The sequence below is a fragment of the Pedobacter ginsengiterrae genome (genome assembly GCF_039537385.1).
Lineage (GTDB): Bacteria > Bacteroidota > Bacteroidia > Sphingobacteriales > Sphingobacteriaceae > Pedobacter > Pedobacter ginsengiterrae.
In genome coordinates, this window is sequence record NZ_BAABAK010000016.1 from 152,191 (window position 1) to 178,943 (window position 26,753).

The window sequence follows — 26,753 nt, forward strand, 5'->3', positions numbered from 1 at the left end:
TTAATGATTAAATATCAAATTATGAAAACTAATATCGGACTTACAGCGCAAAATGCAGATGCTGTCGCAGTAGAATTGGCAAAACTTTTAGCAAACGAATTTGTACTGTACACCAAAACCAGAAATGCACATTGGAATGTTACTGGAGATAACTTCCATGCAAATCATATTTTTTTCGAATCCCAATATCAAAAGTTAGATGGATTGATTGACAGTGTGGCCGAGCGTATGCGCAAAATTGGACATTATGCGCCTGCTACTATGAAAATCTATTTAGAATTAACGCATCTTACCGAATACAGTGAAAGAACGAACGATGGCCTAGGTTATATGAAAGACTTACTTGCTGACCATGAAAGTATCATCGAATTTATTAGAGGGAATATCACCCCTTTTGCAGAAAAATATAAAGATTATGGTTCCAGCGATTCATTACTGGCTTAATGGAAAGCCACGAAGAAATGGCTTGGATGATTCGTTCGTACTTTAAGTAAATTCTTAAAGTATAAGCTTTAAACGCAATAGAGTAATTATATTTGTGTAAATCATTCCTAATATCTCTATGAAAGCTCTAATCGTTGATGACAATGAAATTGCCAGAACTACTTTGGCGCATTTGGCAAAACAGATTCCTAATTTAACAATTGAAAGCGAATATTCTAATGCCATTGAAGCTTACAATCATTTGCAAAATAAGCAGGTAGATTTGATCTTTTTGGATATAGAAATGCCTGAAATGAGCGGAATTGAGTTGACCAAAAATCTGTTAGGCAAGGGAATTATTGTAATTTTTACAACTTCGAATAAGCAGTATGCGCTTGAAGCTTTCGAATTAAATATTGCTGATTATTTGCTAAAACCGTTTACAATTGCCAGGTTTCTACAGGCCGTTGGTAAAGCACAGGCAATATTTGAAAGTAAAAAGGAAAATGTACAGTTTGGAAATGAGGAGTTTTTATTCGTTAGAGACTCCAACATTACTAGACGCCTAAAGCTGGATGATATTTTTTACGCAGAAGCCATGGGCGACTATGTAAAGTTTTACACCAAGGAAAAAATGTTTGCTGTACATGGAACAATGAAAGCTGCAGAAGAACGTTTGCTAAAGGTTAATTTTATAAGGGTTCATCGCTCTTATATTGTTGCAGTTAGTAAAATTGACACCCTACAAGATGGTGGAATAATAATAAACGGGCAGTTTATCCCTGTCGCCGATGCTTATAGAAAAACACTCAATACAAAAATGAATGTTTTTTAGGCGCTTCTTCTATTAATATTAATGAATTATGGTTTTTAGGTAATCATAATTAATAAGTCATTATTTATGATAAATATATCCTCGGTAATGGGCAACAAACGTTTCGCTTATTTGATTGTGCTGACCTTTATTGCCGATTCTATATTGTTGATTGCTATTCAAATCAACTCGGCCAGGAATACAAAAGAGCTGATAAGAAATAACAACACCCTTTTACATGAATTACGTTCTAGTAATCATTTGAGAGAAATTGATCGCGATATTTTAGGTGTAGAGAGTAGGATTAGAGCATCTATAGCCACAAATGATACTACACATTTGGAGGGTATAGACCAAAAAATTGATGAGGTTGAAGTTTTTTTAGATTCGCTATCGAAAGATAATTCTGATGAAGCAGAAGAAAAGTTGATACATCGGTTGAGTGTACTTGCGCTCGATAAAAAAATAGTGAAGGAAAAACTCTTAAATCGCTATTTTTCTTTGGGTAATATGGATGATAAAACATCTATTGCTAACCCAAGGGCAAGAATAATCTCTAATGAAATTACCAGTATCACAGGACAGATTTACAAAATTCGCCAAATTCAAATGGCGAGCTTAAGTAAAAAGAATGAAGAGATTGGAAATAAAGCAAAGATTTATGATATTTCTTTGCTTGCATTATTAGTTTTAAGCGGTTCTATTATTGGTTTTCACATTATCCGTCAATTTCGCAGACAACATTTATTAATCCAGGAATTAAATATTGCGGAGAAAAACGCAACAATAGCAGCACAAACTAAAGAAAATTTTTTGGCTAATATGAGCCACGAAATCAGAACGCCATTAAGTGGAATATTGGGTTTTACCAATTTATTACAGAAAAGAACTTTAGATTCTACTGCCACAGAATTTGTTTCTTCAATTCAGCGATCGGGGGAAAATTTAATGGCTATTGTTAACGATATTCTTGATTTATCGAAAATTGAAGCAGGAATGATGCGCATCACTCCTGGAACCTTCAGCATTAATGGGCTGGTGAATTCTGTAGAAACATTATTTTTAGAACGTGCAAAAGAGAAGGGTTTAACTATTTCGAGTAATATTGAGCAATCGATACCAGATACACTTATTGGTGATGCGACAAGGCTTACACAGGTTTTGGTGAACCTAATTGGAAATGCCATAAAATTTACACACCAGGGAAAAGTTACCATAGAAGTCAATGCAAAATCGCAAACCAAAAATCAAATTATTTTGAATTTTAAGGTTTCTGATACTGGCATTGGTATCAACAAAGAAAAATTGGTTGAGGTTTTCGAGAGATTTAAGCAAGGAGAAGATTCTACTACAAGAAATTATGGCGGTACTGGTTTGGGTTTATCAATTGTTAAAAGCTTAATTCTGCTACAAAATGGCGATATCGAAGTAAGTAGTGAGCCAGAAAAGGGAACAGCCTTTAGCTTTTATATTCCCTACAATATTTCTGAAGAGCAACTTAATGCGGCTATAACGATAAATCCTGAATATTTTAAAGATAAAACCAATACACCATTACGTGTTTTGGTAGTAGACGATAATGCTATTAATCAAAGTTTAATGGAGCATTTGTTGTTGCAATGGAACATTGATTTTAATATTGTTTTTAACGGACAGGAGGCGGTTGATCAACTAGCGATAAAAGCATATGATTTGGTTTTGATGGATATACAAATGCCTATTATGGATGGATATACCGCTACGCAACAAATTCGCGAAGTTTTAAAACTTGATATTCCCATCGTTGCAATGACAGCGCACGCTATGGCAGGTGAACGCGAAAAATGCCTAAGCAGGGGGATGAATGAATATATTTCTAAACCGATAAAAGAAGAAGAATTATTTAAATTGATATCGAGCTTTGGTTTAGAAAATGCTAAACAATCGTCCAAAGGAACTGAAACAAGCCAAATAAAATTTTTATATATCGACCTCACTTACATGAAATCGATAAGTGGAGGCAATACCGTTTTCGAGCAAACCGTAACGAAGCAGTTTATTAATAACGTACCTGAGCATTTGCAATTGCTTTTAAGCGCTTACGAAAACAATAATGTTGTAATTGTAAAGCATGGAGCACATGATTTTAAATCCAGTATAGCCATAATGGGTTTGCTGCCGTTATTAGAAGAAAAATTAGACGTGCTGGAAATGATGACTGAACGGAATGAGGAATCGAAAAAGGCTTTAGAAGAGATAGAACGCGTACTTCACTTAGCGGTTGCAGAGGCAAAGGTTTTCGTAAACATATTTTAAATTTACTTTTTGAAATAGATTGCCATTTTATGTTCTTTTAAATTTGTGATTTTTAGTTAAAAATTAATTTCAATTTATAGTTTGAATTAAATTTTTTTTGAGATTCAACGACATTTCTTGCCTATTAGTCGAACAGCAATCTTTGTTGGAAATGTTTGATTGTAGATTTAACTCATTAAGTAATACAGACAGATAAATTCAAAATTATGGGAATTCTACAAACGTCACAAAATGCATTATTCCACTCTACAGTAACCGCTGTAATTAATGCGCCAATAGAAAAAATAGTATTTTTAAATCAATAAAAATAGAATTACCATGGAAAATCAAGGTGCTTCGGTTGTTATTACCCATCATATTTTAGATGGAAAACAACAAGATTATGAGAATTGGCTAGCTGAAATTTTGCCAATATCCAAGCAGGCAACGGGATTTATCGATTTACAAATTGTAAGACCAATAGCTCATTTAACTTTTGTTTATACCGTAATTATTCGTTTTGATACTATAGATAATCTTAAAACTTGGATGCAGTCTGACAGCAGAAGAAAACTAATTGAAAAGGCAAATCCATTCTTTAGGAAAAATGATAGATATCAAATAAAATCGGGCCTGGATTTTCTTTTTAATGATAAAAGTAATGACAATAAAGTGCCCGTTCGTTGGAAACAATTTTTAACCACTTGGTCGGCCATTTATCCTTTATCTCTTTTAACACCTTTATTACTCTTGCCCATACTAAGGTTTTTTCAAATCCCTGCAAATCATTATTTTGATACCTTAATAGGAACGGGTATAATTGTTGTTTTAATGGTGTATGTGATCATGCCAAATTACACTAAACTGATTAAGCGTTGGTTATATCAATAATTTAAATTACTATAAAATATTCCAGAATTAAATCATTGAAATCTCAATGATTTTTTTTGTTTTAAGGGGAGATTAATAAGAGCACAGTAATTTATAAATCCACAAAACGCTAAGCAAAAAACGTCTCAAAGTCAACGATAGTTTTTGCCTATTCACCGAATTGCGATTGAAAAAACTTCAATTCTGCGATAGCTTTACAGTAGAAATAAACGCACATTCTTAACAACCATTAAAACTATTATTATGAATACGGAATCATTAAGTTTCAAATACGAACTAGAAAAAAAAGCACCTCGCAAAAATGATGGCGGTACTACAAGGGGGGCTTCTGTTACAGATTTTCCAGCATCCATTGGTATTGCAGGTGTTTCAATGAGATTGCAGCCAGGAAGTATGAGGGAATTACATTGGCACGCCAACGCGGCAGAATGGGCTTATGTAATTTCTGGAACAGTACGTACCACAATTATTCATCCAGATGGTAACAGTTATGTCGATAATTTTGAGCCAGGTGATGTTTGGTATTTTCCAAAAGGTTATGGACACTCTATACAGGCAACAGGGAGCGAAGAATGCCACTTTATTTTGATTTTTGATAATGGTAATTTTTCTGAAGACCATACCTTTAGCGTAACGGATTTTGTTTCCTGCATGCCTGCAGAAATTATTGCACAAAATTTGGGTTTAACACTTGATGAAGTTGCAGCGTTACCGCAAAAGGAGGCTTATTTTGCTGCTGGGATTGTTCCAGATGAATTATCGTTTAATGCGCTTGCTCGTCCTGACGAAAGCGATATAGCATTAACCAGCTTTCACCGATACCCTCTTCATGCACAACAGCCAAGAATTGTTCCAGGAGGTGGTTCGCAAAGATTGGTTACCAGCAAAGAATTTCCAATAAGTAGTACAATGTCTGGCTCTATTATAGAGTTGCAGCCAGGTGCTTTAAGAGAAATGCACTGGCATCCAAATGCAGATGAATGGCAGTATTATATTTCAGGTCAGGCAGAAATGTCGGTTTTTCTTGCCGAAAGCACAGTTGTAACCGAGCAATTTAATACTGGAGATGTAGGTTATGTACCTATGGGAGCAGGGCATTATATCAAAAATACAGGAGATACAGTTTGTAAAATCCTAATTGGTTTCAACAGTGGAACCTACCAATCTATTGATTTAAGTGCATGGTTGGCTGGAAATCCAAAAGATGTTGTGGCTACCAATTTTGGTTTGGCAACTGGCGAAATTGAAAAATTTCCAACCGAGAAGGTGTTCATTCAACCTGGAAATTAAGTTTCAATCCTCATAAAATGAAACAATCAATTCATAGATCTTCTTTAGCGAACCAAGTTAGATTGCAAGAGAGATTGGCGATATTTTTGGCTTTGATTGCAGGATATGTAGATGCAACTGGATTTGTGAAATGGAAAACCTACGTTTCGTTTATGAGTGGAAATACCACGCAGTTGGGTGCTGGGCTTTCCAGCCAAAGCTTGGTCATACTGATTACAACACTAACTGTAATTTCAAGTTTCTTAATTGGGATTTACTTAGGAACTTGCTTGTTTTTGTGCAAGATGTTGAAGGTTAAATTATTATCTTTTTATGTGGTTGCTGGAATACTAATGATCTATACGATAATTGCTTATTTTTATTCTATCAATAATATTTCATCAGTTGCAATTATCGGATTTTCGATGGGGATAATGAATACAATTATCACATCCGTTGGAAACCAAAAGGTAAATACCGATTTTGTTACTGGAACATTAACCAGTTTGGCGAGAAATACAGCTTTGCTAAGTATGACAAATGATGTGGCGGAAAGAGAAGAATATAAATCAAATGCCATACATCTTCTACTACTATGGATTAGCTTTTTATCAGGTGCGATTTTTGGGCCAATTATGCTCGGCGACTTTGGAAATTGGACATTAGCTTTCCAGCAACGCTCATACTAGCGTGTGGATTATTGATATCAAATAATAAACTCTAAAACTAATACAATGTTAGAAAAAAATAAAGTAGCACCCGATTTTTCATTATTTGCTACACCAGATCAGAAAATTAAATTGTCGGAATTTAAAGGGAAAAATGTGATTCTGGCATTTTATCCAGCCGACTGGAGCCCAGTTTGTAGTGACCAAATGGCCTTGTACAACGAAACATTGAAATTTTTTAAGCAGTACAATGCAGAGATTTTTGGAATATCCGTTGATAGCAAATGGTGTCACCTGGCATTTTCGCAATCCAGAAATTTACATTTCCCATTATTATCAGATTTTGAAGCAAAAGGAGAAATTGCCAAAAAATATGGTGTTTATAATGAACAGGAGGGAGAATGCAATAGAGCATTATTTGTTATTGATATACACGGCATCATAGCTTGGAGTTACTTATCTCCAACTGCAATTAATCCTGGTGCCGACGGAATTTTAAACGCTTTAGAAACTCTTAAAACAGCATAAATATGTCACTAAAACCAACAGTCAGCAATACTGACCATGTGCAAGGCAACTTAGAAGCCGATTTAGTAATTGTAGAATATGGCGATTATCAGTGTCCATATTGCGGAGCAGCTTATCCTATTTTGAAAGACTTAATGAGTCATTTTCAAAACCAGGTTAGATTCGTTTTCAGAAATTTTCCGCTTTCCGAAATTCATCAGTATGCCAAACCAGCAGCACTTGCGGCAGAGGCTGCTAATTTACAAGGTAAATTTTGGGAAATGCATGATGCGATTTATGAAAATCAGCAAAATCTAGATGAAAATTTCCTTTTAGAACTGGCGGAAAAACTAGAATTAGACGTTTCTAAGTTCAAAACTGATATCAATAGTAAAGCTTTAGAAGAAAAAGTAGAAGGTGATTTTGAAAGCGGAATTTTGAGCGGAGTAAACGGAACACCATCATTTTATGTAAATGGTAAAAAATTTAATGGAGGTGCAGAAGATTTATTTCAGATGGTAACAGAGAATGCTGGATAATTTCTAATAGTTAATTACCAATTATATTTTTCACTAATTAAACGAAATTATCTTAGGATAAGACGGATTGAATTTCACACCACTACATTTGATCAAGAATAAAGACAACGATTTCAAAATAAATTAATCCTAAAAACTAAACCCTAAAATCATGAGCTCACTAAAATTAAAAGACGGAACAGAAATTTTCTACAAAGATCAAGGACAAGGACCAACATTGATGTTTCATCACGGATGGCCTTTATCATCAGATGATTGGGATGCGCAGGTAATTTTCTTCCTGCAAAAAGGTTACAGAGTTGTAACGCACGATAGAAGAGGGCACGGCCGTTCTAGTCAAGATATTTATAATCATACAATTGAGCAATACGCTTCTGATGCAGCTGAATTGGTTGAATTTCTTGACCTTAAAGATGTGGTACACATCGGCCACTCTACAGGTGGTGGCGAAGTGATTCGTTATGTAAACAAATATGCTAAAGGAAGAGCAAAAAAAGCAATTTTAATAAGTGCAGTTCCTCCAATTATGGTTGCAAGCGAAAGCAATCCTGATGGTGTTCCAATTTCAGTTTTTGATGGTATCAGAGCGCAAACGTTGAACAACAGACAGCAGTTTTATATCGATTTAACGATTCCTTTTTACGGATACAACAGGGAAGGTGCAGATGTGAAAGAAGGTGTACAGAGAAACTGGTGGAGACAAGGCATGATGGGTGGCATTGTTGCGCATTACGATGGAATTAAAGCTTTTTCAGAAACTGATTTTACCGAAGATTTAAAAGCGGTAGAGCTTCCTGTATTAGTGTTGCATGGTGAAGATGACCAGATTGTTCCTTACCAAAATGCGGCCTTAAAGTCTATCAAATTATTGAAAAACGGAAAGTTGATTACTTACCCTGGCTTCCCTCATGGTATGCCAACTACACAAGCTGCATTAATTAATAAAGATATTTTAGAATTTATCTTAGCCTAAGCTTATTCTAAGTAAGATTACATTATTAACGTTGAGTTGATGGTGTAATCTTATTATAGCTAAAGATATTGGTTTAGGCTTTAAAATTTTTAGTGCGGAAACTTATCTCTAATTAAGCCATAACACCAGGTTCCAGCAATTGCGCTTAATAGTGTAACCAAAATTACCGTTGCACCAGTGCCTATTTGAGCAAATAGTGGCCCTGGGCAGGCTCCAGTTATAGCCCAGCCTAATCCAAATAGTAAACCGCCATAAATTTGGCCTTTGTTAAACTTTTTAGGATGAAATTCGATGGTCTCACCATGAATGGTTTTAATATTAAATTTTTTAATGATAAAAATAGATATCATGCCTACGATTATTGCGCTACCTATTATGCCATACATATGAAAAGATTGTAACCGAAACATTTCTTGAATCCGAAACCAGCTTACGACTTCTGATTTTACGAATATAATGCCGAAAAGTATGCCAACCGCAAGGTATTTAAGGTTATTATAACATTCTTGTGATGTATGGTTTTTATTTATAGCTGTATCTGTTGAGGATACTTTAAAATCTGAATTAGGATGTTTTTGCATTTTGATTAAAGCGCTAAGATGTAAGGCAAAATTACGTTAGCCATAATTAAACCACCAACCATGAAGCAAATGGTAGCTACTAAAGAAGGCCATTGTAAATTTGATAAACCCATAATAGAATGGCCACTCGTGCAGCCTCCAGCGTATTGGGTTCCAAAACCAACCAAAAAGCCCCCAACAACCATGAGTACAAAACCGCGAAGTGTTAGTAAAGAAGACCAACTCATTACATCAACTGGAATTAGATCTTGGTAATTGGTTATACCATAGCCCGCCAATTCTGCAGTCAGTTTTGGATTAACTACAACAGGGTTTGGATTTGGAAGCAGGTTAATTGCGATTACACCACCTAAGAATATTCCAAAAACGAAAAATAAATTCCAAGTTTCTTTTTTCCAATCGTACTTAAAAAAAGTAATGTTTGCAGGAATACAAGCTGCACATATATGGCGTAATGAGGAGCTGATGCCAAAAGATTTGTTCCCTAAAATTAGTAACGTCGGAACAGTTAATCCAATTAATGGGCCTGCCACATACCAAGGCCAAGGTTGTTTCAAAAAATCGATCATGGTTTTCTATTCTTATTTTCAGTTTATGTATTTCATCTTATATCTGTAAACATTCGCAGAAAATGTTTCGTTCTGAAAAGCCATTTTATAAACTATTTGTGCAAAATACAATTTACTGCCGATATTAATTTATTGTCGTTTTAATAAGCTGTAAAACTGTACTTTAATTAATGGTAAGCAAGCAATCAAATTCAGAAACAAGAAAGCCACTAAATCTTTGAATTAGTGGCTTTCTTGTCAAATCTAAGTATTATTAAATGGTTCGTCCAGGATATTGTTTCAATGCAATTTCTAAACAATCCATTGCCGAATTCAAATCATCTGTATTTAAAACATAGGCCATACGAACTTCCTGTTTTCCAGAACCTGCTGTAGAGTAGAACCCTGTTGCTGGAGCCATCATAACGGTTTGGTTGTTGTGTTCAAAATCTTCTAAAATCCACTGGCAAAATTTATCTGCATCATCAATTGGGAATTTAGCAACAACATAAAATGCACCTCCAGGATTTGGACAGAAAACACCTTCAATATTATTTAATCGACTTACTAATGTATCTCTACGTAAAGTATATTCCGTGTTAACTTTTTCAAAATAACTATCTGGCGTATCAACTGCTGCAGCTCCTGCTATTTGTTCGACCATTCCAGGGCTTAATCTTGCTTGTGCAAATTTTAATCCCGAAGCAATTACTTCTGCATTTTTTGTAATTAAACAACCTAAACGAGCACCGCAAGCACTGTAACGTTTAGAAACAGTATCCATAATTACAACATTTTCATCTAAGCCATCTAAATGCATAGGCGAGATAAATTCACGTCCATCATAACAGAATTCACGATAAGCTTCATCAGAGAATAAAAATAAATCGTATTTAATACAAAGAGTTTTTAAAGCTTCTAATTCTTCTCTTGAATATAAATAACCTGTTGGATTATTCGGATTACAGATAATGATTGCTTTGGTTTTTTCAGTTATTAATTTTTCGAATTCTGCAATAGGAGGAAGGGCAAAACCATTTTCAATATAAGATAAAATAGGCTTAACCACTACATTGCTCATGCAAGCAAAGCCATTATAGTTCGCATAAAAAGGTTCAGGGATGATGATCTCATCTCCTTCATTTACACAAGTTTGCATGGCAATGGTAATGGCTTCAGAACCACCAACAGTTACCAGGATATTTTCGGGCTTAATGTTGTAACCTAATTTATTGTAGTATTCTGTTAATTTTAAGCGATAAGCTAAAGTACCTTCAGATGGTGTATATGCCCAAACATCGAAATCGATATTCTTAATCGCATTTAACATTCCCTCAGGAGTTTCAATATCAGGTTGACCAATATTTAAGTGAAAGACCTTTTTACCGTCTTGCTTTGCTTTATCAGCAAATGGAGTTAATTTTCTGATTGGCGATGCAGGCATCTGCAGGCCTTTTTGTGAAATTTTTGGCATGGTGCAAAAATAAAAAAAGTCCCAATGAAAATCGGGACTTTTAAAATATTATCGATTAAAAAATTACTTAGAAGCTGCAGCTACAGTTTCGCCTTTAATGTAAAGTACTTTTACAGGCGTTTTAGCATTTGAAGTAACTGTTACTGTTTTAGTAAAAGGTTGAGCTGCTCCTGCTGCATTAAAAGTTACAGAAATTATACCTGTTTCGCCTTTTTTCAAAGGAACCGTAGTATATTTTGGAACAGTACAACCACAACTTGCTTCAGCTTTAGAAATTATTAACGGCTCTTCGCCAACATTGGTGTATTTGAAATCGTAAGTTACAGGCTTGTTTACCGTAATTTTACCGAAATCATGAGTTTCAGCTTCAAATTTAAACTCAGCAGGCTTCGCTGCAGTTTGTGCATTAGCCATTGCACCGAAACCCATTACAAAAGCGAATAATACAAATAATTTTTTCATGTTTATGTGTTATAAATAGTTGTTTAAAAATTATAAATCAAATTTAATATTTATAAATTAAAACAAAAACTATTCCAAGTTTATTTTACAAGTCCATATATAATTTTACATTCAAGGATAAAGGCAAACTTTTAATTTTGTATATATTTGTCGCAACCAATATTTGATTACGATGCAGAATGAAAAATTGAATACTAACTCTATTGATACTTCTGAATTAAGTTTTAACGATTTTAAATTAATTGTTATAAACGATTATAAAATAGCCTACGAAAGCAGGCAGGCCAGTGTTTTAGGCCGTAGAGAGGTATTAACAGGGAAGGCTAAATTTGGCATTTTTGGTGATGGTAAAGAGGTTCCTCAAATTGCCATGGCTAAAGCATTTAAGAAAGGAGATTGGCGTTCGGGTTATTATCGCGACCAAACTTTTGCCTTTGCGGCGGGAATTTCAACAATTAAGGAGTTTTTTGCTCAATTATACGCAAACCCAACAGAGGGAGCTGATCCTTTTTCAGGCGGCCGACAAATGAATTGCCATTTTGCCACAAAATCTATTAATGAGGATGGAAGCTGGAATGATTTAACAGAAATTAAAAACAGTTCGTCAGATATTTCCCCAACGGGTGGTCAAATGGCTCGTTTGGTTGGTTTAGCGTATGCCTCAAAATTATTTAGAGAAAATAAAGAATTAGATTACTTAAAACACTTTTCTGTAAATGGAAACGAAGTTGCTTTTGGTACCATTGGCAATGCTTCTACTTCGGAAGGTGTGTTTTTCGAAGCCATAAATGCGGCGGGAGTTTTGCAAATTCCAATGGCAATTTCCATTTGGGATGATGCTTATGGGATTTCCGTTCCTGCTAAATTTCAAACAACCAAAGAAGATATTTCAGAGGTTTTAAAAGGCTTTCAGCGAGCGGATGATGCAGCTGGTTACGAGATTTACAAAGTTAAAGGTTGGGATTACCCAGCCTTGTGCGAGGTTTATGAAAAAGCTATAAATGTTTGTCGTGATGAACATGTGCCAGTTTTAATTCATGTTACCGAACTTACTCAGCCACAAGGTCATAGTACCTCTGGTTCTCACGAAAGATATAAATCGAAAGATAGGTTAACCTGGGAGGCAGAACACGATTGTATTTTAAAAATGCGGGAGTGGATGCTGGAATCGGCAATTGTAACTGAGGAAGAAATTGCTGAGCTTGAAAAAGCGGCAAAAATCTTAGTTCGTAATGCTCAAAAGGAAGCCTGGAATGAATTTTTAGATAGCATGAAGTCGGAGCAAAAACAAGTTGTCGATTTAATTTCGGCAATGGCTCAAAATCAACCAGAACTTTCTAAAATATCTGCTCAATTGGCTTCTACGGCTGATGCTCAACGTCGCGAAATATTCGTAGCAGCCCGCAAAGCAATACGTGTATCTGCAAAAAATCTTTCGCCCGAACGCGATGAATTGCTTAACTGGTATAAAAATCAAGAAGAATTAAATTACGATAGATACAATTCCAAACTTCATACCAACGGAAATGAATCACCTGAAAATATTCAGATAACTGATGCTGTGTATGATGAATCATCGAAAATGGTTGATGGTCGTGAGGTTTTAAACGCTTGTTTTAACGAAAATTTTTCACGTGATCCACGTTTAGTGGCTTTTGGTGAGGATTTAGGGAATATCGGGGATGTGAACCAAGGCTTTGCAGGCTTACAAGCTAAATACGGAGAATTACGGGTTACTGATACAGGTATTCGTGAAATGACGATTATGGGGCAAGGTATTGGCCTTGCGATGCGTGGTTTAAAACCCATTGCCGAAATACAGTACTTAGATTACTTAATATTTGCTTTAAATGTTTTAAGTGATGATTTGGCGTCATTATCATATCGTACAAAAGGTATTCAAAAGGCACCAGTTATTGTAAGAACCAGAGGCCATCGCTTAGAAGGTATCTGGCATTCTGGCTCACCAATAAGCATGCTTTTAGGCTCGCTAAGAGGCTTACATTTATGTGTGCCACGAAACATGACCCAGGCCGCAGGCATGTATAATACGCTTTTTAGAGCCGATGAGCCAGCTGTCGTAATCGAATGCCTAAATGGGTATCGATTGAAGGAAAAATTACCAAATAATGTAGGTGACTTTACTGTGCCTTTGGGCAAGGCAGAAGTTTTAGAAGAAGGAAATGATATTACTGTAGTTTCTTATGGTTCGAGTTTAAGAATTGTGCAAGAAGCGGCAGAAGAATTGGCAACATTTGGAATTTCTGTAGAAATTGTAGATCCTCAAACTTTGCTACCTTTTGATATTAATCATGTTTGCGCTACTTCTTTAAAGAAAACCAATAAACTTTTGGTTGTAGATGAGGATGTACCAGGGGGTGCTTCGGCATATATTTTACAACAAATTTTAGAAGATCAAAAAGGTTACTTTCACTTAGATGGCCAACCTAAAACATTATCTGCGAAAGCTCATCGTCCACCTTTTGGTTCTGACGGAGATTATTTCAGTAAGCCTTCGGTAGATGATGTTGTGGAGATGATTTATAAAATGATGCATGATGCGAATTCTGCGAAATATCCTGCAATTTTCTAAACTATAAACCACTAATTTCATAGGCTAAAACTGATTTTTACAACTAATGGTTGTGGGAATTGGTTTTAGCCTTTTTTATAAGACAATTATTGTGCAAAATGTATTGATGATTATCTTAATCAAATAAAAAAAATTATATTACGTCTTAATTAAGAGATCGATAAAACCTATTTATTAATTGCCATAACTTTTAGATTAATCTTGGATTATTCTTTGTTTTACCTTTTGATTGCTTAATAAAACCTAAATTATTTCCTGCCAACTGAGATGGATCTGATGAACTATTGGTGTTTTAAATCTGTTGTACATTCATTAAACTTAAAAGTGAATAAAAGCTTTGTAGCTTGTATTGCTTTTTTAATTTTCGGATTTGATGCTATTGCTCAAACTAAAACCTCGCAACAAAAATTAGATAGCTTATTACTTCTAAATCAAAAATATATTAGGCAAGATTCTATCAAGGGCGTCTTATTGACCGATATTTTAAGATTATATGGTCGTTTAAACAGTCCTGATAAGGTTGAAGAATATGCTCTAAAAAGCTTGCAGTTATCAAATAAATTAGGATCTAAAAATCTTGCAGCGTTTACTTATAATCGAGTGGGCCTATTTTATCATGGCGTTAGTAATTACCAAAAAGCAGAAGAAAACTACAAAAAATCTTTAAAGGAGTACCTTTTAATCGGAAATCAAAACAAGGTTGCAGGATTATATATGAGTTTGGGTGCTCTGTATATTTCTATTCCTGATTATGGAAAAGCTTTAGAAATGAATCAAAAAGCGGTTAACATTTATCAAAAAACAAATAGCGATGACGAATTATCGAACTGTTACATTAATATTTCAGAAATATACCAGGATTTAGGGCAGCATAAGCAAGCATTAGAATATGTAAGAATGGCCTTAAAGTTTTTTATAAAAAACGATGATATTCGAGGACAAGCTTTGGCTTATGAAGGTATCGGTTTGGCGTACTTTAAAGCTACACCTGCAGAGCTTATTTCTATGGATATTCTGCCTAATCAAAAATTAAGTGTAGCGCTTGAAAACTTTAATAAATCCTTAAAAATAGCTGAACACATTGAGGATAATGATGATATAGTGAGCGGAAATAAAATCAATATTGGTTTGGTTTATGAGAAAATGGGCCAAAATGATTTAGCCTTTAAATCATATCAAAGCTCGATAGATATCACTAAAAAATCAAATGCTAAAAGAGATTATGCAGAAAGTCTTCAGGCGTTGGGTAATTTTTATAACAACCAACGAGATTACTCAAACGCCGTTAGATTGCTTACCCAAACTTTAAATATTGCTCAGCAAAATAAGTTTTTAGATATTGAGCGAGACGCGAACCTGGTGCTTAGCGAAGCTTATGATAAGCTTAAAAAATATGATGAATCTTTGGCTTTTTACAAGCAATACGTTTTAGTTAAAGATGAGATTTTTAATCAAGAAAAAGAACGTGAAATTACACGTAGACAAATGCAGCTTGATTTTGGTGTTAAAGAAAAAGATTATCAATTAAAGCAGCAGATTACGACTGGAGAACTTCAGCAGCAGGTTTTACTCGCTAAACAACAGCAGCAAAAACTTATTTTAAGGCAACAGGAATTAGCGTTGAGTGATAAGGAAAAAATACTTCAACGTTTAAAATTTCTTCAAAAACAAAAAGATTTAGAAGCCGAGAAAAGAGTTCAAGGTAGCGATTTTGAAAGATCTAAATTAATCTCCAGAAACGAAGCCTTAGAAAAAAACAGACAAATTTCGGATCAAAAGCAACAAATAAAATATGATGGTAAAGTAAAAATATTCCTATCTGTAGCAATTGCTTTGGTATTATTTACAGCAGGTTTAATTTATTTTAACCAGCGAAAAACAACAAAACTTAATAAGATTATAAATAAGCAAAAACGCGAACTCGAGCAGTTAAGTAGGGTTAAAGATAGAATTTTTAGTGTAGTTAGCCATGATATGCGCACGCCTGTAAATTCGCTTATCTCTTTTATTCAACTTCTAGAAGAGGGTAATATCGAACAAATAAAGCTTAATCGCTACGCAGCATCATTAAAGAATAATTTAACCTATACTTCTTCTATGATGGAGAATTTGCTGAATTGGGCGGCAAGTCAGATGCAGGGATTTAACCCATATTTGGAAACTATAGATGCTCATAGTTTAAGTATAGAAGTTATAAATTCGCTTCAAAGTGTAGCAGATTTAAAGCAGATTGAGATTCATAATAACATAAATCAGGGCGCCGAATGTAAGGCTGATTTTAACATGCTTTCTCTTGTTTTGCGCAACTTAATTGGTAACTCGATAAAATTTACGCCCGAGAAAGGAATAATTACCTTGTCAACAGAAGCAAACAGTGAACAGTTACAAATTACAATCAGTGATACAGGTGTTGGTATGCCCGAAGAATTTGTTAGCCATTTTAATAAATCTGAATATCAGGGTGCAGGTGTAAGTACGCCAGGTACAAATAAAGAAAAAGGAACTGGTTTGGGTTTATTACTTTGCAGAACTTTTATGGGACTTATGGATAGCAAAATAACTGTTAGTTCAGCCAAAAATAAAGGAACCCAGTTTACGCTTTGGCTGATAAAAGCCTGATTTGTTACTTTTTAAATCTTGATAATGTTTTCTTATCAATAACTCTATCTAACAGATCTTGTCTATTAATTGCGCTAATCGGAACAATAAAATTGTGGTTAAGATGAAGTTCGTGAGCGGTTATTGTTGAGATATGATTTACATTAATGATGTATTGTTTATGAACTCGTGAGAAAAAATCGGGAAGCTGTTTTTCGAGATTCTTTAAACCTACCAAAATTACATGTTTGTCTGAACCCGTATAAATTTTAGAAAAATCGCCCATACTTTCGATGTAGATCACATCGCTATACTTTAATTTTGTAATGCCTTTAGTTTCTTTGAAAAAGAAATAATCATCCTCTTTATCTAACTCTTTCGATGGTTCTTCGGGCGTTTGTTTAACTAATTTTTTAAGTTCTATGTACTCGATGGCTTTATTTGCCGCTTTTAATAAGCGTTCGAAAGTTGCTGGCTTAACAATGAAATCCAAGGCATCCAACTCGAAACTTTCGGCCGCGTATTGGCTGTGAGAAGTTATAAAAATAAATAATGGCTTGTTTTTTAAGGTTTTTAAAAGTGTAGTGCCAGAAATTTCTGGCATGTCAATATCAGAGAAAATAATATCTACAGCCGTGTTATTTAGTATAGAAAATGCTTCCATACCATCTTTACATACAGCAACGATTTTTAAAGATGGAATTTTTTTTACGTGCATTTCTATCGCATCACGTTCTATCTCATTATCGTCTACAATTAGGCAACTATATGTCATTAAAGATTAATTTAGTAAAGGTGTAAACAACATATTTGTAACAATGGTTTTACTTAAAGGTAGATTTTTTTTAACTCCACTGGGTAATTATTATTTTTTGTGCTTTTTTTCGCCCGTATAAAGCTTTTCTCCAGCTTTAATTTCTAGTTGCAAATCATTTTCTTCTGGCGGAACAGGGCAGCGGTAGCCATCACTGTATGCGCAATATGGGTTATATGCTTTATTGAAATCGATTTCAATCTTGTTATTTACAATTTCTTTTGAGCTTAGATCGATATATCTGCCACCTCCGTAAGTTTCATTTGAATTAGTTTCATCGGTAAAAGGCAAAAAAAGTAAATCTTTATAAACTGGATTATTGGCCAAAGCAATACTTTTATATAAAGTCATGGCAGTTTGATTACCATTTAAATCGAAGGTGATTTTTGCATAGCGATAAAACTCTTTACTTGTTCCATCGTAAGTTGGCATTTTAAAAACCTTTTCGTTTTTAAGGATTTCGACTGTTGCTACAACTTTGTAGGTACTGTCTGCGTCATAAAAATGAAGATTTTGAAGATCGTTTTCTTTCAACGGAGAATTAGATTCCTTTATAAAATCTTGTTTATAGCCTTCGCGATGCTTTGCAATTTGATTTGAATAGCTTTGTGCAAAAGAATTTAAACCAAAGAAAAGAAATAGGATAGGGAGGAGTTTTATCATGATTTATCTTTAATATATTGTCAGTCTGAGCTTGTCGAAGAATTTTTAAGTGCTTTCGAGTGGAGTGTTACGAAAGGGAGAAATCCTGGAATCAAGTTATTATCCCAAGATTTCTCCACTGCGGTCGAAATGACGGATTACATCTATATCACACTCGCTTTATTTCTTAAAAACTGATCGGCTAAAACTAAAGCAGCCATCGCCTCAACAATTACTACAGCTCTTGGTACTACGCAAGGGTCGTGGCGACCTTTTCCTTTAATTTCTGCAGCTTCGCCAGCAGCATTTATGGTTTGCTGATTGTGCATAATGGTTGCGACTGGTTTAAAAGCTACTTTAAAAGTAATATCCATTCCGTTAGAAATCCCACCTAAAATACCACCTGCAAAATTTGTAGTTGTTTTAAATACTTTAGAGTCAGGGGCTTTAGGTTGAGGAATATCATTATGTTGAGATCCTCTCAATTCGCTTCCAGCAAAGCCAGAGCCATATTCGAAGCCATGAACAGCATTTATACTTAACATTGCTTTACCTAAATCGGCATGTAATTTATCAAACACGGGTTCGCCCAAACCAGCAGGACAACCTTTAATTACACAACCAATTTTACCACCAACGGTATCGCCATCTTTTCTAATTGAATCGATAAACTCAATCATTTCGTGAGCAGTTGCGGGGTCAGCACAACGTACAATATTTTCTTCTCTAATATTTAGCAAAGCTGATAAATCGTTGCTTTCTAAATTCGGAGCTTCGATCATTCCAACGGCAGTTACGTGAGCAAAAATCTCAATACCTTGCTGTTTTAAAAACAATTTTGCAATTGCCCCTGCAGCTACGCGAGCAGCGGTTTCACGAGCAGATGAACGTCCGCCTCCACGATGATCGCGAATGCCATATTTTGCATCATAAACATAATCGGCATGACTTGGGCGATAAACATCAACGTTATGGCCATAATCTTTCGATCGTTGGTCTTCGTTAGGAATTAACAATGCAATTGGCGTTCCTGTACTTTTGCCTTCGAAAACGCCTGATAAAATTTGAACGGTATCGCTTTCTTTTCTTTGTGTTGTAATTTTCGATTGACCTGGTTTACGTTTATCCAATTCAGATTGAATAAAATCCATATCGATTTCCAATTGCGCCGGACAGCCATCAATAATTACCCCAATGGCTACGCCGTGAGATTCGCCAAAGGTGGTTATGCGAAATAATTGTCCGAATGAGTTGCCTGCCATGATTATTTTAGATTGATGATTTTGGAATTACGATTTTTTGGGTTGTGTTTTTAATTTTGAAACTTGATTCTCAATACTTTATACTAATGTCAAAGCCTGCCTTTTTCAAATCCTCCCAAAAATAAGGGTAAGATTTTTCTACTACCTGCATTTCTTCAATTTCAACTTCGTTTATTAATAATGCAAGCGGTGCAAAAGCCATTGCCATACGGTGGTCCTCGTAAGTTGCAATGGTGATTTTTTCTGGGAAATGAAGTTCATCAGTATTTAAAGTATAAACCAAATCATCTTCGGTTAAAGTAACACCAATTTTCGCTAGCTCATTTTTTAGCGCTGCAATTCTATCCGTTTCTTTAATTTTTAAAGTTTCTAAACCTGTAAATGACATGTTTTTACCCAATGCAGCCGCAATAACTACAATGGTTTGCGCTAAATCAGGACAGGTTTTTAAGTCTAAGATCTGGTTGGTTTCTAAAGATAAACCTAGATTACTTATTGAAATTCCTTTTTCAGTTTTAGTAGTTGCAATACCGAAAATTTTCATGATTTTTTGAATCTGACTGTCGCCTTGCAAACTCTTTTCCTTTAAGGCAGGTAAGCTGATTTCAGCTTCATCCGCTAATGCTGCTATACTGTACCAATAAGATGCAGCACTCCAATCTGGCTCTACAACCAATGTTCCAGGTTTAAAGGCTTGTGGTTTTATCGAAATCGAATTACCATTCCAGGTGTGTTCAATGCCAACTTCAGTCAGCATATCCAAAGTCATATCTACATACGGCTTGGAAGTTAGTTCGCCCTCAATTTCTAGTGTTAAACCTTTAGGCAGGATAGGGGCAATCATCAGCAAAGCTGAAATATACTGACTGCTCACATCGCCTTTAATTTTAACTTCAGCTGTTTTTTGATTTAACGGGCCAACTATGCTTAACGGAGGAAAGCCTTCAGATTCTGTGTAAGAAATATCTGCACCAATAGTTTTTAAAGCCTCAGCTAAAATACCAATCGGGCGTTGTTTCATTCTTTCAGTTCCTGTTAATAAGAAATTCCCGTTTTTGGCAGAAAGATAAGCTGAAAGAAAACGCATAGCCGTTCCTGCAGGGCCAACATCAACTGTTTTAGATTCCTGGATTTCTACTTCTAACTCTTCTTCAAGATTATTAAGGATGCCATTAAGTGTTACTGTATCAGCTGCGTTTGACAAGTTTTCTACCTTAACCAATTTCTTACTTAAAGCGCTTATAATTAAGGCTCTGTTACATTCGCTTTTCGAGCCAGTTAATTGGATTTCCGTATTAATATTCTTGGTTCCTTTAAAAGAAACTAAGGCGTTTTTTGACATTTTATTCTGGTTTTATTCTCAATGAGCCGATTTCAAACATTATTATGCTGAGCCTGTCGAAACAATATTAAATGTTCTTCGACAAGCTCAGAATGACAAGTTGTAAATACAGTACCATTACATTTATAAATCGTTATTGCGAGGAGAAATAAATCAAATGCTTTTGCATTAAAATTACTTCGTTCCTCGCAATGACGTGGAGCTTTGGACATTGCTTTCGCTTAAGTCTTTCTGCTCTAGGCTTTTCGCTCTACTAAGCTTTAACTTCAGTATGTTGTTCAGCAGCAATTCCTTCTGCAGCTTTACCAGCATTCATAATCTCCGTTTGTTTACGGATAGATTCGCCGTGCATCAATTCTAAGAATTTTTCAGTAAAATTTAAGTCTAACTTTAAAGCTTTTGCAAAAGCGTGACCTTTTTTAATGATTGCATCCCAACGGTTAACTTGTAAAATTGTAACTTGATTATCGCGTTTGAATTCGCCGATTTTTTCTACAATAGACATACGTTCCGCTAATTTTTGTAATAAAATGTCATCAATTTTATCGATGTTTTTACGTAAATCAGCTAATTTATCAGCAAAAGCTTCATTTGGTGCTTCTGGTTCACGAACCGTTAAACGATCTACCAATTCTGCCAAAGCTGCAGGTGTAACTTGTTGTTTAGCATCTGTCCAAGCAACTGATGGATCTACGTGAGATTCAATCATTAAACCTTGCATATCTAAATCCAAAGCTTTTTGCGAGATGTAAGGAATTAATTCACGGTTACCACAAATATGACTTGGATCGTTAATGATTGGCAATTCAGGGCATAAAGTTTTCAATTGAATAGCCATTTCCCACATTGGTTCGTTACGGAAAGAGCTTTTTTCGAATGATGAGAAACCACGGTGAATTGCACCAATTTTAGTAATTCCAGCACCGTTAATACGCTCGATTGCACCAATCCATAATTGTAAATCAGGGTTAACCGGGTTTTTTATTAATACTGGAACATCGTGACCTCTTAAAGCATCAGCAATTTCCTGAACTGTGAATGGGTTTACTGTAGAGCGTGCGCCAATCCAAAGGATATCAACACCTGCAGCTAAAGCTTCTTCAACATGTTTTGCATTTGCAACTTCAACAGCTGTTGGTAAACCAGTTTCTGCTTTAGCACGTTTTAACCATTCTAAACCAATACTTCCGATACCTTCGAATTCTCCCGGACGAGTACGTGGTTTCCAGATACCAGCTCTTAAAACTGATACTTTGCCAGTTGCAGCTAATAAGTGTGCTGTAGTTAATAATTGTTCCTCAGTTTCTGCACTGCATGGTCCAGAGATAATTAATGGCTCGTTGTTAACGTTTAACCAAGTGTTTAAAGGTTGGATGTTTAAATTAAGTTTCATGATTTATGGCTTGTAATATTTTATAATTCGATTGTTTAATTTTTGTATTGCTTTGTTTTTCCTAATTCGTAATTCACTTATACTTTATCGTTCTTTTGATATTCTCCGAGGATGTTAAAGTTCGAAGTGTACTTTAATGCTTTTCTAACAGCTTTGTCGTATTTTTCGGTACTTGGCCATTCTAGATCGACATAAAAATAATATTCGTTTCGCTTACCTAACACTGGCATAGATTGTATTTTTGTTAAGCTTACTTCTTGCTCTGCGAAGATGTTTAATACAGTTGCCAGCGAACCTGCTTTGTGCCCAACCTGAAAACAGATTGATGCCTTATTTATTTTATTACCCTCATCGGTTTTATCCTTTTTAAGGATAAGGAAACGAGTGTAGTTTTTTTTGTTTGATTCTACGCGACGCTCTAAAATGTTTAATTCGTAAAGTTCTGCGGCTAAACTATTTGCAATAGCCATTGTATCCGTTAATTTTTCTTCCTGAATACGTTTTGCGCAAGCAGCAGTATCGTTGCTTTCTACAATTTTGATGTGTGGGTAATCGTAAAAGAAATCGATACACTGACGGATTGCAATAGGATGAGAGGTTACAACTTTAATATCCTCAAATTTTACGCCTGGCAACGCCATTAAGTGTAATTGAATTGGTAAATAAACTTCGCCAACTACCGAGAAACCGTAATCTCTGATTAATGTGTAGTTTGGTAATAAGCTGCCAGCAATAGAATTTTCGATGGCCATTACTACGAAATCTGCATCGTTTTTCTCTAGCTTATCACATGTTTCTTTAAATGAATTACATTCTACAGTTTCGATGTTTTTACCAAAGAATTTGTAGGCTGCTTCTTCATGAAAAGATGCTTTAATACCTTGAATTGCTACTCGTTTTGTCGTTTCCATTTTTGCGTAAACAAAAAAAGTCCCGGCTGTTTGCCGGGACTTTTTTATACATTTTAATATTGTTATATATCTTTTTGCATATTAGCCCCGGCTCTTACTAAAATAGTAAAAGTAACCAAAGTAATATGTGTTGAATTGTTTCATTTTTTCTTTTGAATGAGCCAAATGTAATAACAAAATTTAATTTGTCAATAGGAAATCGAAATTATTTTTAATAAAATTTAATTTTGTTTGATTTAGGCTGTTTTAAAGATGGGTATGAAAGTGCTGTTTGTTGTGTCTAATTGTATCGGCAGCTTTATAACCAATTTACAAAAAATCTATACTTATTATTTCATAGCGTAAATTTACTTCCCAATTCTCTTTCCTGCTTTAGATTAATTTGAAATAAAAATTTAACATTTTTTTGATGTATTGATTTTTTACATACATTTGTACTGTAATTTAAATTATTACAGAATGAATAACAGCCGATTTTCTATTTCGCTACACATACTAACCTTGCTCGATGATGCAAAAGGTACGCTTGTGAGTTCGGAATACTTGGCTGGGAGCATTAATATTAATCCAGTTTTGGTTCGTAAAGAAATTATGAATTTAAGAAAATATGGATTTGTTGATAGTAAAGAGGGGAAAGGTGGCGGTTCCTTTTTAGCTAAAAATGCGTCAGATATTAATTTAGGAGAAGTTTATAAAGCCATTAATAACAGCAGAATTTTAGGCCAAAGTAAAAACGAACCCAACCCAAAATGCCCGATTGGTAAACAAATTAATCAACATTTAAATACACTTTATAGCGATGCTGAAAAAGCTTTGATAGAAAATTTATCAAAACAGACATTGGCGGATTTTGCATCTAAGTTTAAATAAGTTTTTTTGCTCAAAACTGTAATAAAATATATTACAATAAGCATTTAATTATTCAAAATTCACTCATTAAAAATTAAATAACATGAAAGTAGCATTAATAGGCGCCTCAGGATTTGTAGGTAAAGCCCTTTTAAACGAATTAGTAAGCCGTGGTAATGATGTAATTGCAATTGCCCGTAATACAAATAAAATTGAAAACTCGGATGCAAAAGTAACCAAAGTTGCTGTTGATGTATTGGACACAGAAAAATTAGCAGAAGCTTTGAAAGGTGCAGATTCCGTTATAAGTGCATTTAATGCAGGATGGACTAACCCGAACCTTTACGATGATACTGTTGCTGGTGCAGAAGCCATCCAGAAAGCGGTTAAAGCATCTGGTGTTAAACGTTATATTTTTATTGGTGGTGCAGGAACTTTGCAAATTGATGGAAATCAATTGGTCGATGGTCCGCAATTTCCAAAAGAAATTTATCCTGGTGCATCGGCTGTAAGAGATTATTTTAATACGCTGAAAGAAGAAAAAGAATTGGATTGGTTGTTTTTCAGTCCTGCAATCGAAATGCATCCAGGTATTACAATTGGTCGCACTGGTAAATATCGTTTAGGTAAAACTTCTCCAGTTTTTAATGAAGAAGGCCGTTCAATTTTATCAGTAGAAGATCTGTCAATTGTTTTGGCTGATGAATTGGAAAACAATGCACATCATCAAGAGCAATTTACTGCGGCATACTAGTTTCATGAGAGATCGAAGATGTGTGTGATGTAAGATGGAGATGTAAGAATAACAGACATGATTGGGCATAAACCAGGCGATAGGTTTTCCTATTTTCAATTATTTCTCCTCCATCTTACATTTTCCATTATTTTCCATATTTTATTTATCTTCGCATCATGTATCGCCTTATTAAACCAATTTTCTTCAAATTTGATCCCGAAAACGTACATTATTTCGTAGTTAAGCGGTTAAAATGGTTTAATGATAAATTTCCATTAGGAAAAACCATTATCCGCAGCAGTTTTGATATTCACATTAAAGGTTTAGAAAAAGAAGTTTTTGGAATCAAATTCAGAAATCCTGTCGGATTAGCCGCTGGTTTTGATAAAAACGGCGAATATGTAGAGGCACTAAGTAATTTAGGCTTTGGTTTTATTGAAGTAGGAACGGTAACACCAATGCCACAGCCTGGAAATGACAAGCCTCGAATGTTTCGCTTGCCGAATGATGAAGCTTTGATTAACCGCATGGGTTTCAATAATAAAGGTGTTGATGTGATGGCAGAACGTTTACGTCTGCTTAAGGATAAACATCCTGATATAGTTGTTGGTGGAAATATTGGAAAAAATAAAGCCACGCCAAACGAAGATGCGGTAAGTGATTACATTAAATGCTTCGACAGGCTTTTTGATGTTGTAGATTATTTCGTAGTTAATGTAAGTTCTCCGAATACACCTGGCTTACGCGAATTACAAGAAAAAGAGCCACTTAAAAATATTTTGAATACGCTGCAACAGCGTAATCGTAAAAACGATATTTCTCGCCCGATTTTATTGAAAATTGCACCAGATTTAACCAATGCACAACTAGATGATATTATTGAAATTGTAGCAGAGACTAAAATTGCTGGGATTATTGCAACCAATACCACTATTAGCCGAGACAACCTGGCTACAGAAAAAGTTTTAGCTGGAGAAATGGGTGGCTTAAGCGGTAAACCTGTTAAAGAGCGCTCTACAGAAGTAATTAAGTACCTTTCAGAGCAATCAAATAAAGCCTTTCCAATTATCGGGGTTGGTGGGATTCATTCGGCAAAAGATGCACAAGATAAATTAGATGCTGGCGCTTGCTTAGTTCAATTATATACTGGTTTTATTTACGAAGGACCAGGCTTAATTAAATCGATCTGTAAATCATTGGTTAAATAAAAAAGCGGAAAGATTAAATGCTCCAGCTTTTTTAGTTTGCATTCCTTTTTATCCTGGAATTTTCCCTGATAAAATTTCGGTACCTGCTTTATTGTTGAATTATTTTTGTCTGCTCACCATTTCGTTAATCCAAATAGGAGCGAAGGGTGAGGTGCAGCCTTTTGATACAGGATAATCGCGAAAAACTCCGAGTTTCTCTCCAATAGCTAATGCTCTTTCCCTGTATTCTGGGTGGTTAATACCAATTTGGGCAAGTGTGGTATTCATTGTCCATTGCGTTTCTTTGGCTGCTTTAGGCATTTCTTTTTCAATTTTATCCAGAATAGCAGCGATATTCATTCCTTCATGATTTCTAGTAATTCTCCCTGCAGTTAAACTCCAGCCAGCGCGGGCCAGCATTATATCGTTCGAATTCATCCATTTTTCTCTAAATTCTTCCTTAGCAGGATATTCTTTCACGATATAATTGTAAAACCAATCTGCGGCCCATGCAAATTGCTCTGATGATACCATTTCCTCAATTTCTGCTGCAGTTAATTCCTTCGGGTTAAGAATCAAAATCGCCAACATTCTTGCGTCAATGTTGTCTGTTTTCCAGAGTTCAAGAGCTAAATTATGATCTGTTTTAATCTTCTTGGCCAGTAACCTGATATCACCCATTTTAACCCCATAAAGATTTTCACGCGCACCATTTTTTATATGTTGCTTGCGTACTTTTTCGTCGCCAAGCGATTGTAATGTTGAAAGTGTTTCGGTAAAATTCATAATTTAAAAATTAGAATACTCAAAATATTTATTTCGCGAACCATATTAATGGTATTATTTGCTCTTTAGCTTAATGTTTTATTTTTTTTTAACATTAAAATAATGCAAGTAATGAACGTAATAAGGTAAAGAATACCTAGAGCAGGTTTTTTAAATTCGAAATTTTGAAAGTCAAATTCTCGAAACAATGCTAGTCCTATTGGAAACGCAAGTAATG

Annotated in this window: 25 protein-coding genes; 14 read left to right on the top strand and 11 right to left on the bottom strand. The window is 35.0% G+C overall.

What is annotated here, in order from left to right:
- Positions 1-21: 21 nt before the first annotated feature.
- From ABD692_RS16465 to ABD692_RS16505, 9 genes are all read left to right on the top strand, one after another.
- Positions 22-444, top strand: coding sequence for a Dps family protein (locus tag ABD692_RS16465; protein ID WP_344768709.1), 423 nt, complete (start codon positions 22-24; stop codon positions 442-444).
- 118 nt (positions 445-562) lie between these two features.
- Complete coding sequence (locus tag ABD692_RS16470) at positions 563-1,258, top strand: LytR/AlgR family response regulator transcription factor (RefSeq protein ID WP_344768711.1); 696 nt, start codon at positions 563-565, stop codon at positions 1,256-1,258.
- Between the two features lie 66 nt (positions 1,259-1,324).
- Complete coding sequence (locus ABD692_RS16475) at positions 1,325-3,532, top strand: ATP-binding protein (protein WP_344768713.1); 2,208 nt, start codon at positions 1,325-1,327, stop codon at positions 3,530-3,532.
- Positions 3,533-3,850: 318 nt separating this feature from the next.
- The gene (locus tag ABD692_RS16480) at positions 3,851-4,402 is read left to right on the top strand and encodes a putative antibiotic biosynthesis monooxygenase (RefSeq protein WP_344768715.1); all 552 of its coding nucleotides are present in this window, start codon (positions 3,851-3,853) and stop codon (positions 4,400-4,402) included.
- Between the two features lie 243 nt (positions 4,403-4,645).
- Positions 4,646-5,692, top strand: a complete 1,047-nt coding sequence (locus ABD692_RS16485) for a cupin domain-containing protein (protein ID WP_344768717.1) — start codon at positions 4,646-4,648, stop codon at positions 5,690-5,692.
- Positions 5,693-5,709: 17 nt separating this feature from the next.
- A complete protein-coding gene (locus ABD692_RS16490; protein WP_344768719.1) occupies positions 5,710-6,360 on the top strand; it encodes a YoaK family protein in 651 nt (216 codons plus the stop codon).
- 45 nt (positions 6,361-6,405) lie between these two features.
- Positions 6,406-6,867 (top strand): redoxin domain-containing protein, encoded by a 462-nt coding sequence (locus tag ABD692_RS16495; protein ID WP_344768721.1) that lies wholly within the window; start codon positions 6,406-6,408, stop codon positions 6,865-6,867.
- Positions 6,868-6,869: 2 nt separating this feature from the next.
- A complete protein-coding gene (locus ABD692_RS16500; RefSeq protein ID WP_344768723.1) occupies positions 6,870-7,385 on the top strand; it encodes a DsbA family protein in 516 nt (171 codons plus the stop codon).
- A 151-nt stretch (positions 7,386-7,536) separates the two neighbouring features.
- Positions 7,537-8,358: an alpha/beta fold hydrolase gene (locus ABD692_RS16505; RefSeq protein WP_344768725.1), complete on the top strand. Its 822-nt coding sequence runs from the start codon at positions 7,537-7,539 to the stop codon at positions 8,356-8,358.
- A gap of 89 nt (positions 8,359-8,447) precedes the next feature.
- Here ABD692_RS16505 and ABD692_RS16510 read toward each other — a convergent pair whose 3' ends face one another.
- From ABD692_RS16510 to ABD692_RS16525, 4 genes are all read right to left on the bottom strand, one after another.
- Positions 8,448-8,939: a DUF6691 family protein gene (locus ABD692_RS16510; protein ID WP_344768727.1), complete on the bottom strand. Its 492-nt coding sequence runs from the start codon at positions 8,937-8,939 to the stop codon at positions 8,448-8,450.
- A 5-nt stretch (positions 8,940-8,944) separates the two neighbouring features.
- Complete coding sequence (locus ABD692_RS16515; protein ID WP_344768729.1) at positions 8,945-9,508, bottom strand: YeeE/YedE family protein; 564 nt, start codon at positions 9,506-9,508, stop codon at positions 8,945-8,947.
- A 253-nt stretch (positions 9,509-9,761) separates the two neighbouring features.
- Positions 9,762-10,961 carry a pyridoxal phosphate-dependent aminotransferase gene (locus ABD692_RS16520; protein ID WP_344768731.1) on the bottom strand — a complete coding sequence of 400 codons (1,200 nt, stop codon included), beginning with the start codon at positions 10,959-10,961 and terminating at the stop codon, positions 9,762-9,764.
- Between the two features lie 63 nt (positions 10,962-11,024).
- The gene (locus ABD692_RS16525) at positions 11,025-11,423 is read right to left on the bottom strand and encodes a DUF1573 domain-containing protein (protein WP_344768733.1); all 399 of its coding nucleotides are present in this window, start codon (positions 11,421-11,423) and stop codon (positions 11,025-11,027) included.
- Between the two features lie 172 nt (positions 11,424-11,595).
- Between ABD692_RS16525 and ABD692_RS16530 the strand changes: the two genes are divergently transcribed.
- Positions 11,596-14,016 (top strand): alpha-ketoacid dehydrogenase subunit alpha/beta, encoded by a 2,421-nt coding sequence (locus ABD692_RS16530; protein WP_316757870.1) that lies wholly within the window; start codon positions 11,596-11,598, stop codon positions 14,014-14,016.
- 324 nt (positions 14,017-14,340) lie between these two features.
- Positions 14,341-16,635 (top strand): tetratricopeptide repeat protein, encoded by a 2,295-nt coding sequence (locus ABD692_RS16535; protein WP_344768735.1) that lies wholly within the window; start codon positions 14,341-14,343, stop codon positions 16,633-16,635.
- A gap of 4 nt (positions 16,636-16,639) precedes the next feature.
- On the opposite strand, the gene ABD692_RS16540 is transcribed toward ABD692_RS16535, so the two are convergent.
- The 6 genes from ABD692_RS16540 to ABD692_RS16565 form a co-directional block, all read right to left on the bottom strand.
- Positions 16,640-17,389, bottom strand: coding sequence for a LytR/AlgR family response regulator transcription factor (locus ABD692_RS16540; protein WP_344768737.1), 750 nt, complete (start codon positions 17,387-17,389; stop codon positions 16,640-16,642).
- A 90-nt stretch (positions 17,390-17,479) separates the two neighbouring features.
- The gene (locus ABD692_RS16545; RefSeq protein WP_344768738.1) at positions 17,480-18,091 is read right to left on the bottom strand and encodes a DUF1684 domain-containing protein; all 612 of its coding nucleotides are present in this window, start codon (positions 18,089-18,091) and stop codon (positions 17,480-17,482) included.
- A gap of 143 nt (positions 18,092-18,234) precedes the next feature.
- Positions 18,235-19,332: a chorismate synthase gene (gene aroC / locus ABD692_RS16550; protein ID WP_344768739.1), complete on the bottom strand. Its 1,098-nt coding sequence runs from the start codon at positions 19,330-19,332 to the stop codon at positions 18,235-18,237.
- 70 nt (positions 19,333-19,402) lie between these two features.
- Positions 19,403-20,674 (bottom strand): 3-phosphoshikimate 1-carboxyvinyltransferase, encoded by a 1,272-nt coding sequence (gene aroA / locus ABD692_RS16555; protein WP_344768741.1) that lies wholly within the window; start codon positions 20,672-20,674, stop codon positions 19,403-19,405.
- 253 nt (positions 20,675-20,927) lie between these two features.
- Positions 20,928-22,067 carry a chorismate mutase gene (locus ABD692_RS16560; RefSeq protein WP_316757880.1) on the bottom strand — a complete coding sequence of 380 codons (1,140 nt, stop codon included), beginning with the start codon at positions 22,065-22,067 and terminating at the stop codon, positions 20,928-20,930.
- Between the two features lie 77 nt (positions 22,068-22,144).
- A complete protein-coding gene (locus ABD692_RS16565; protein WP_316757882.1) occupies positions 22,145-22,978 on the bottom strand; it encodes a prephenate dehydratase in 834 nt (277 codons plus the stop codon).
- Positions 22,979-23,437: 459 nt separating this feature from the next.
- Here ABD692_RS16565 and ABD692_RS16570 point away from each other — a divergent pair, with 459 nt between their 5' ends.
- From ABD692_RS16570 to ABD692_RS16580, 3 genes are all read left to right on the top strand, one after another.
- Entirely contained in the window at positions 23,438-23,848 is a 411-nt protein-coding gene (locus ABD692_RS16570; protein ID WP_316757884.1) for an Rrf2 family transcriptional regulator, read from the top strand.
- Positions 23,849-23,930: 82 nt separating this feature from the next.
- Positions 23,931-24,581, top strand: coding sequence for an NAD(P)-dependent oxidoreductase (locus tag ABD692_RS16575; protein ID WP_316757886.1), 651 nt, complete (start codon positions 23,931-23,933; stop codon positions 24,579-24,581).
- A 158-nt stretch (positions 24,582-24,739) separates the two neighbouring features.
- Positions 24,740-25,771, top strand: coding sequence for a quinone-dependent dihydroorotate dehydrogenase (locus tag ABD692_RS16580; RefSeq protein WP_316757887.1), 1,032 nt, complete (start codon positions 24,740-24,742; stop codon positions 25,769-25,771).
- Between the two features lie 99 nt (positions 25,772-25,870).
- Here the strand turns inward: ABD692_RS16580 and ABD692_RS16585 are convergent, their stop codons facing one another.
- Positions 25,871-26,536 carry a DNA alkylation repair protein gene (locus ABD692_RS16585; protein ID WP_344768746.1) on the bottom strand — a complete coding sequence of 222 codons (666 nt, stop codon included), beginning with the start codon at positions 26,534-26,536 and terminating at the stop codon, positions 25,871-25,873.
- Positions 26,537-26,753: the final 217 nt, after the last annotated feature.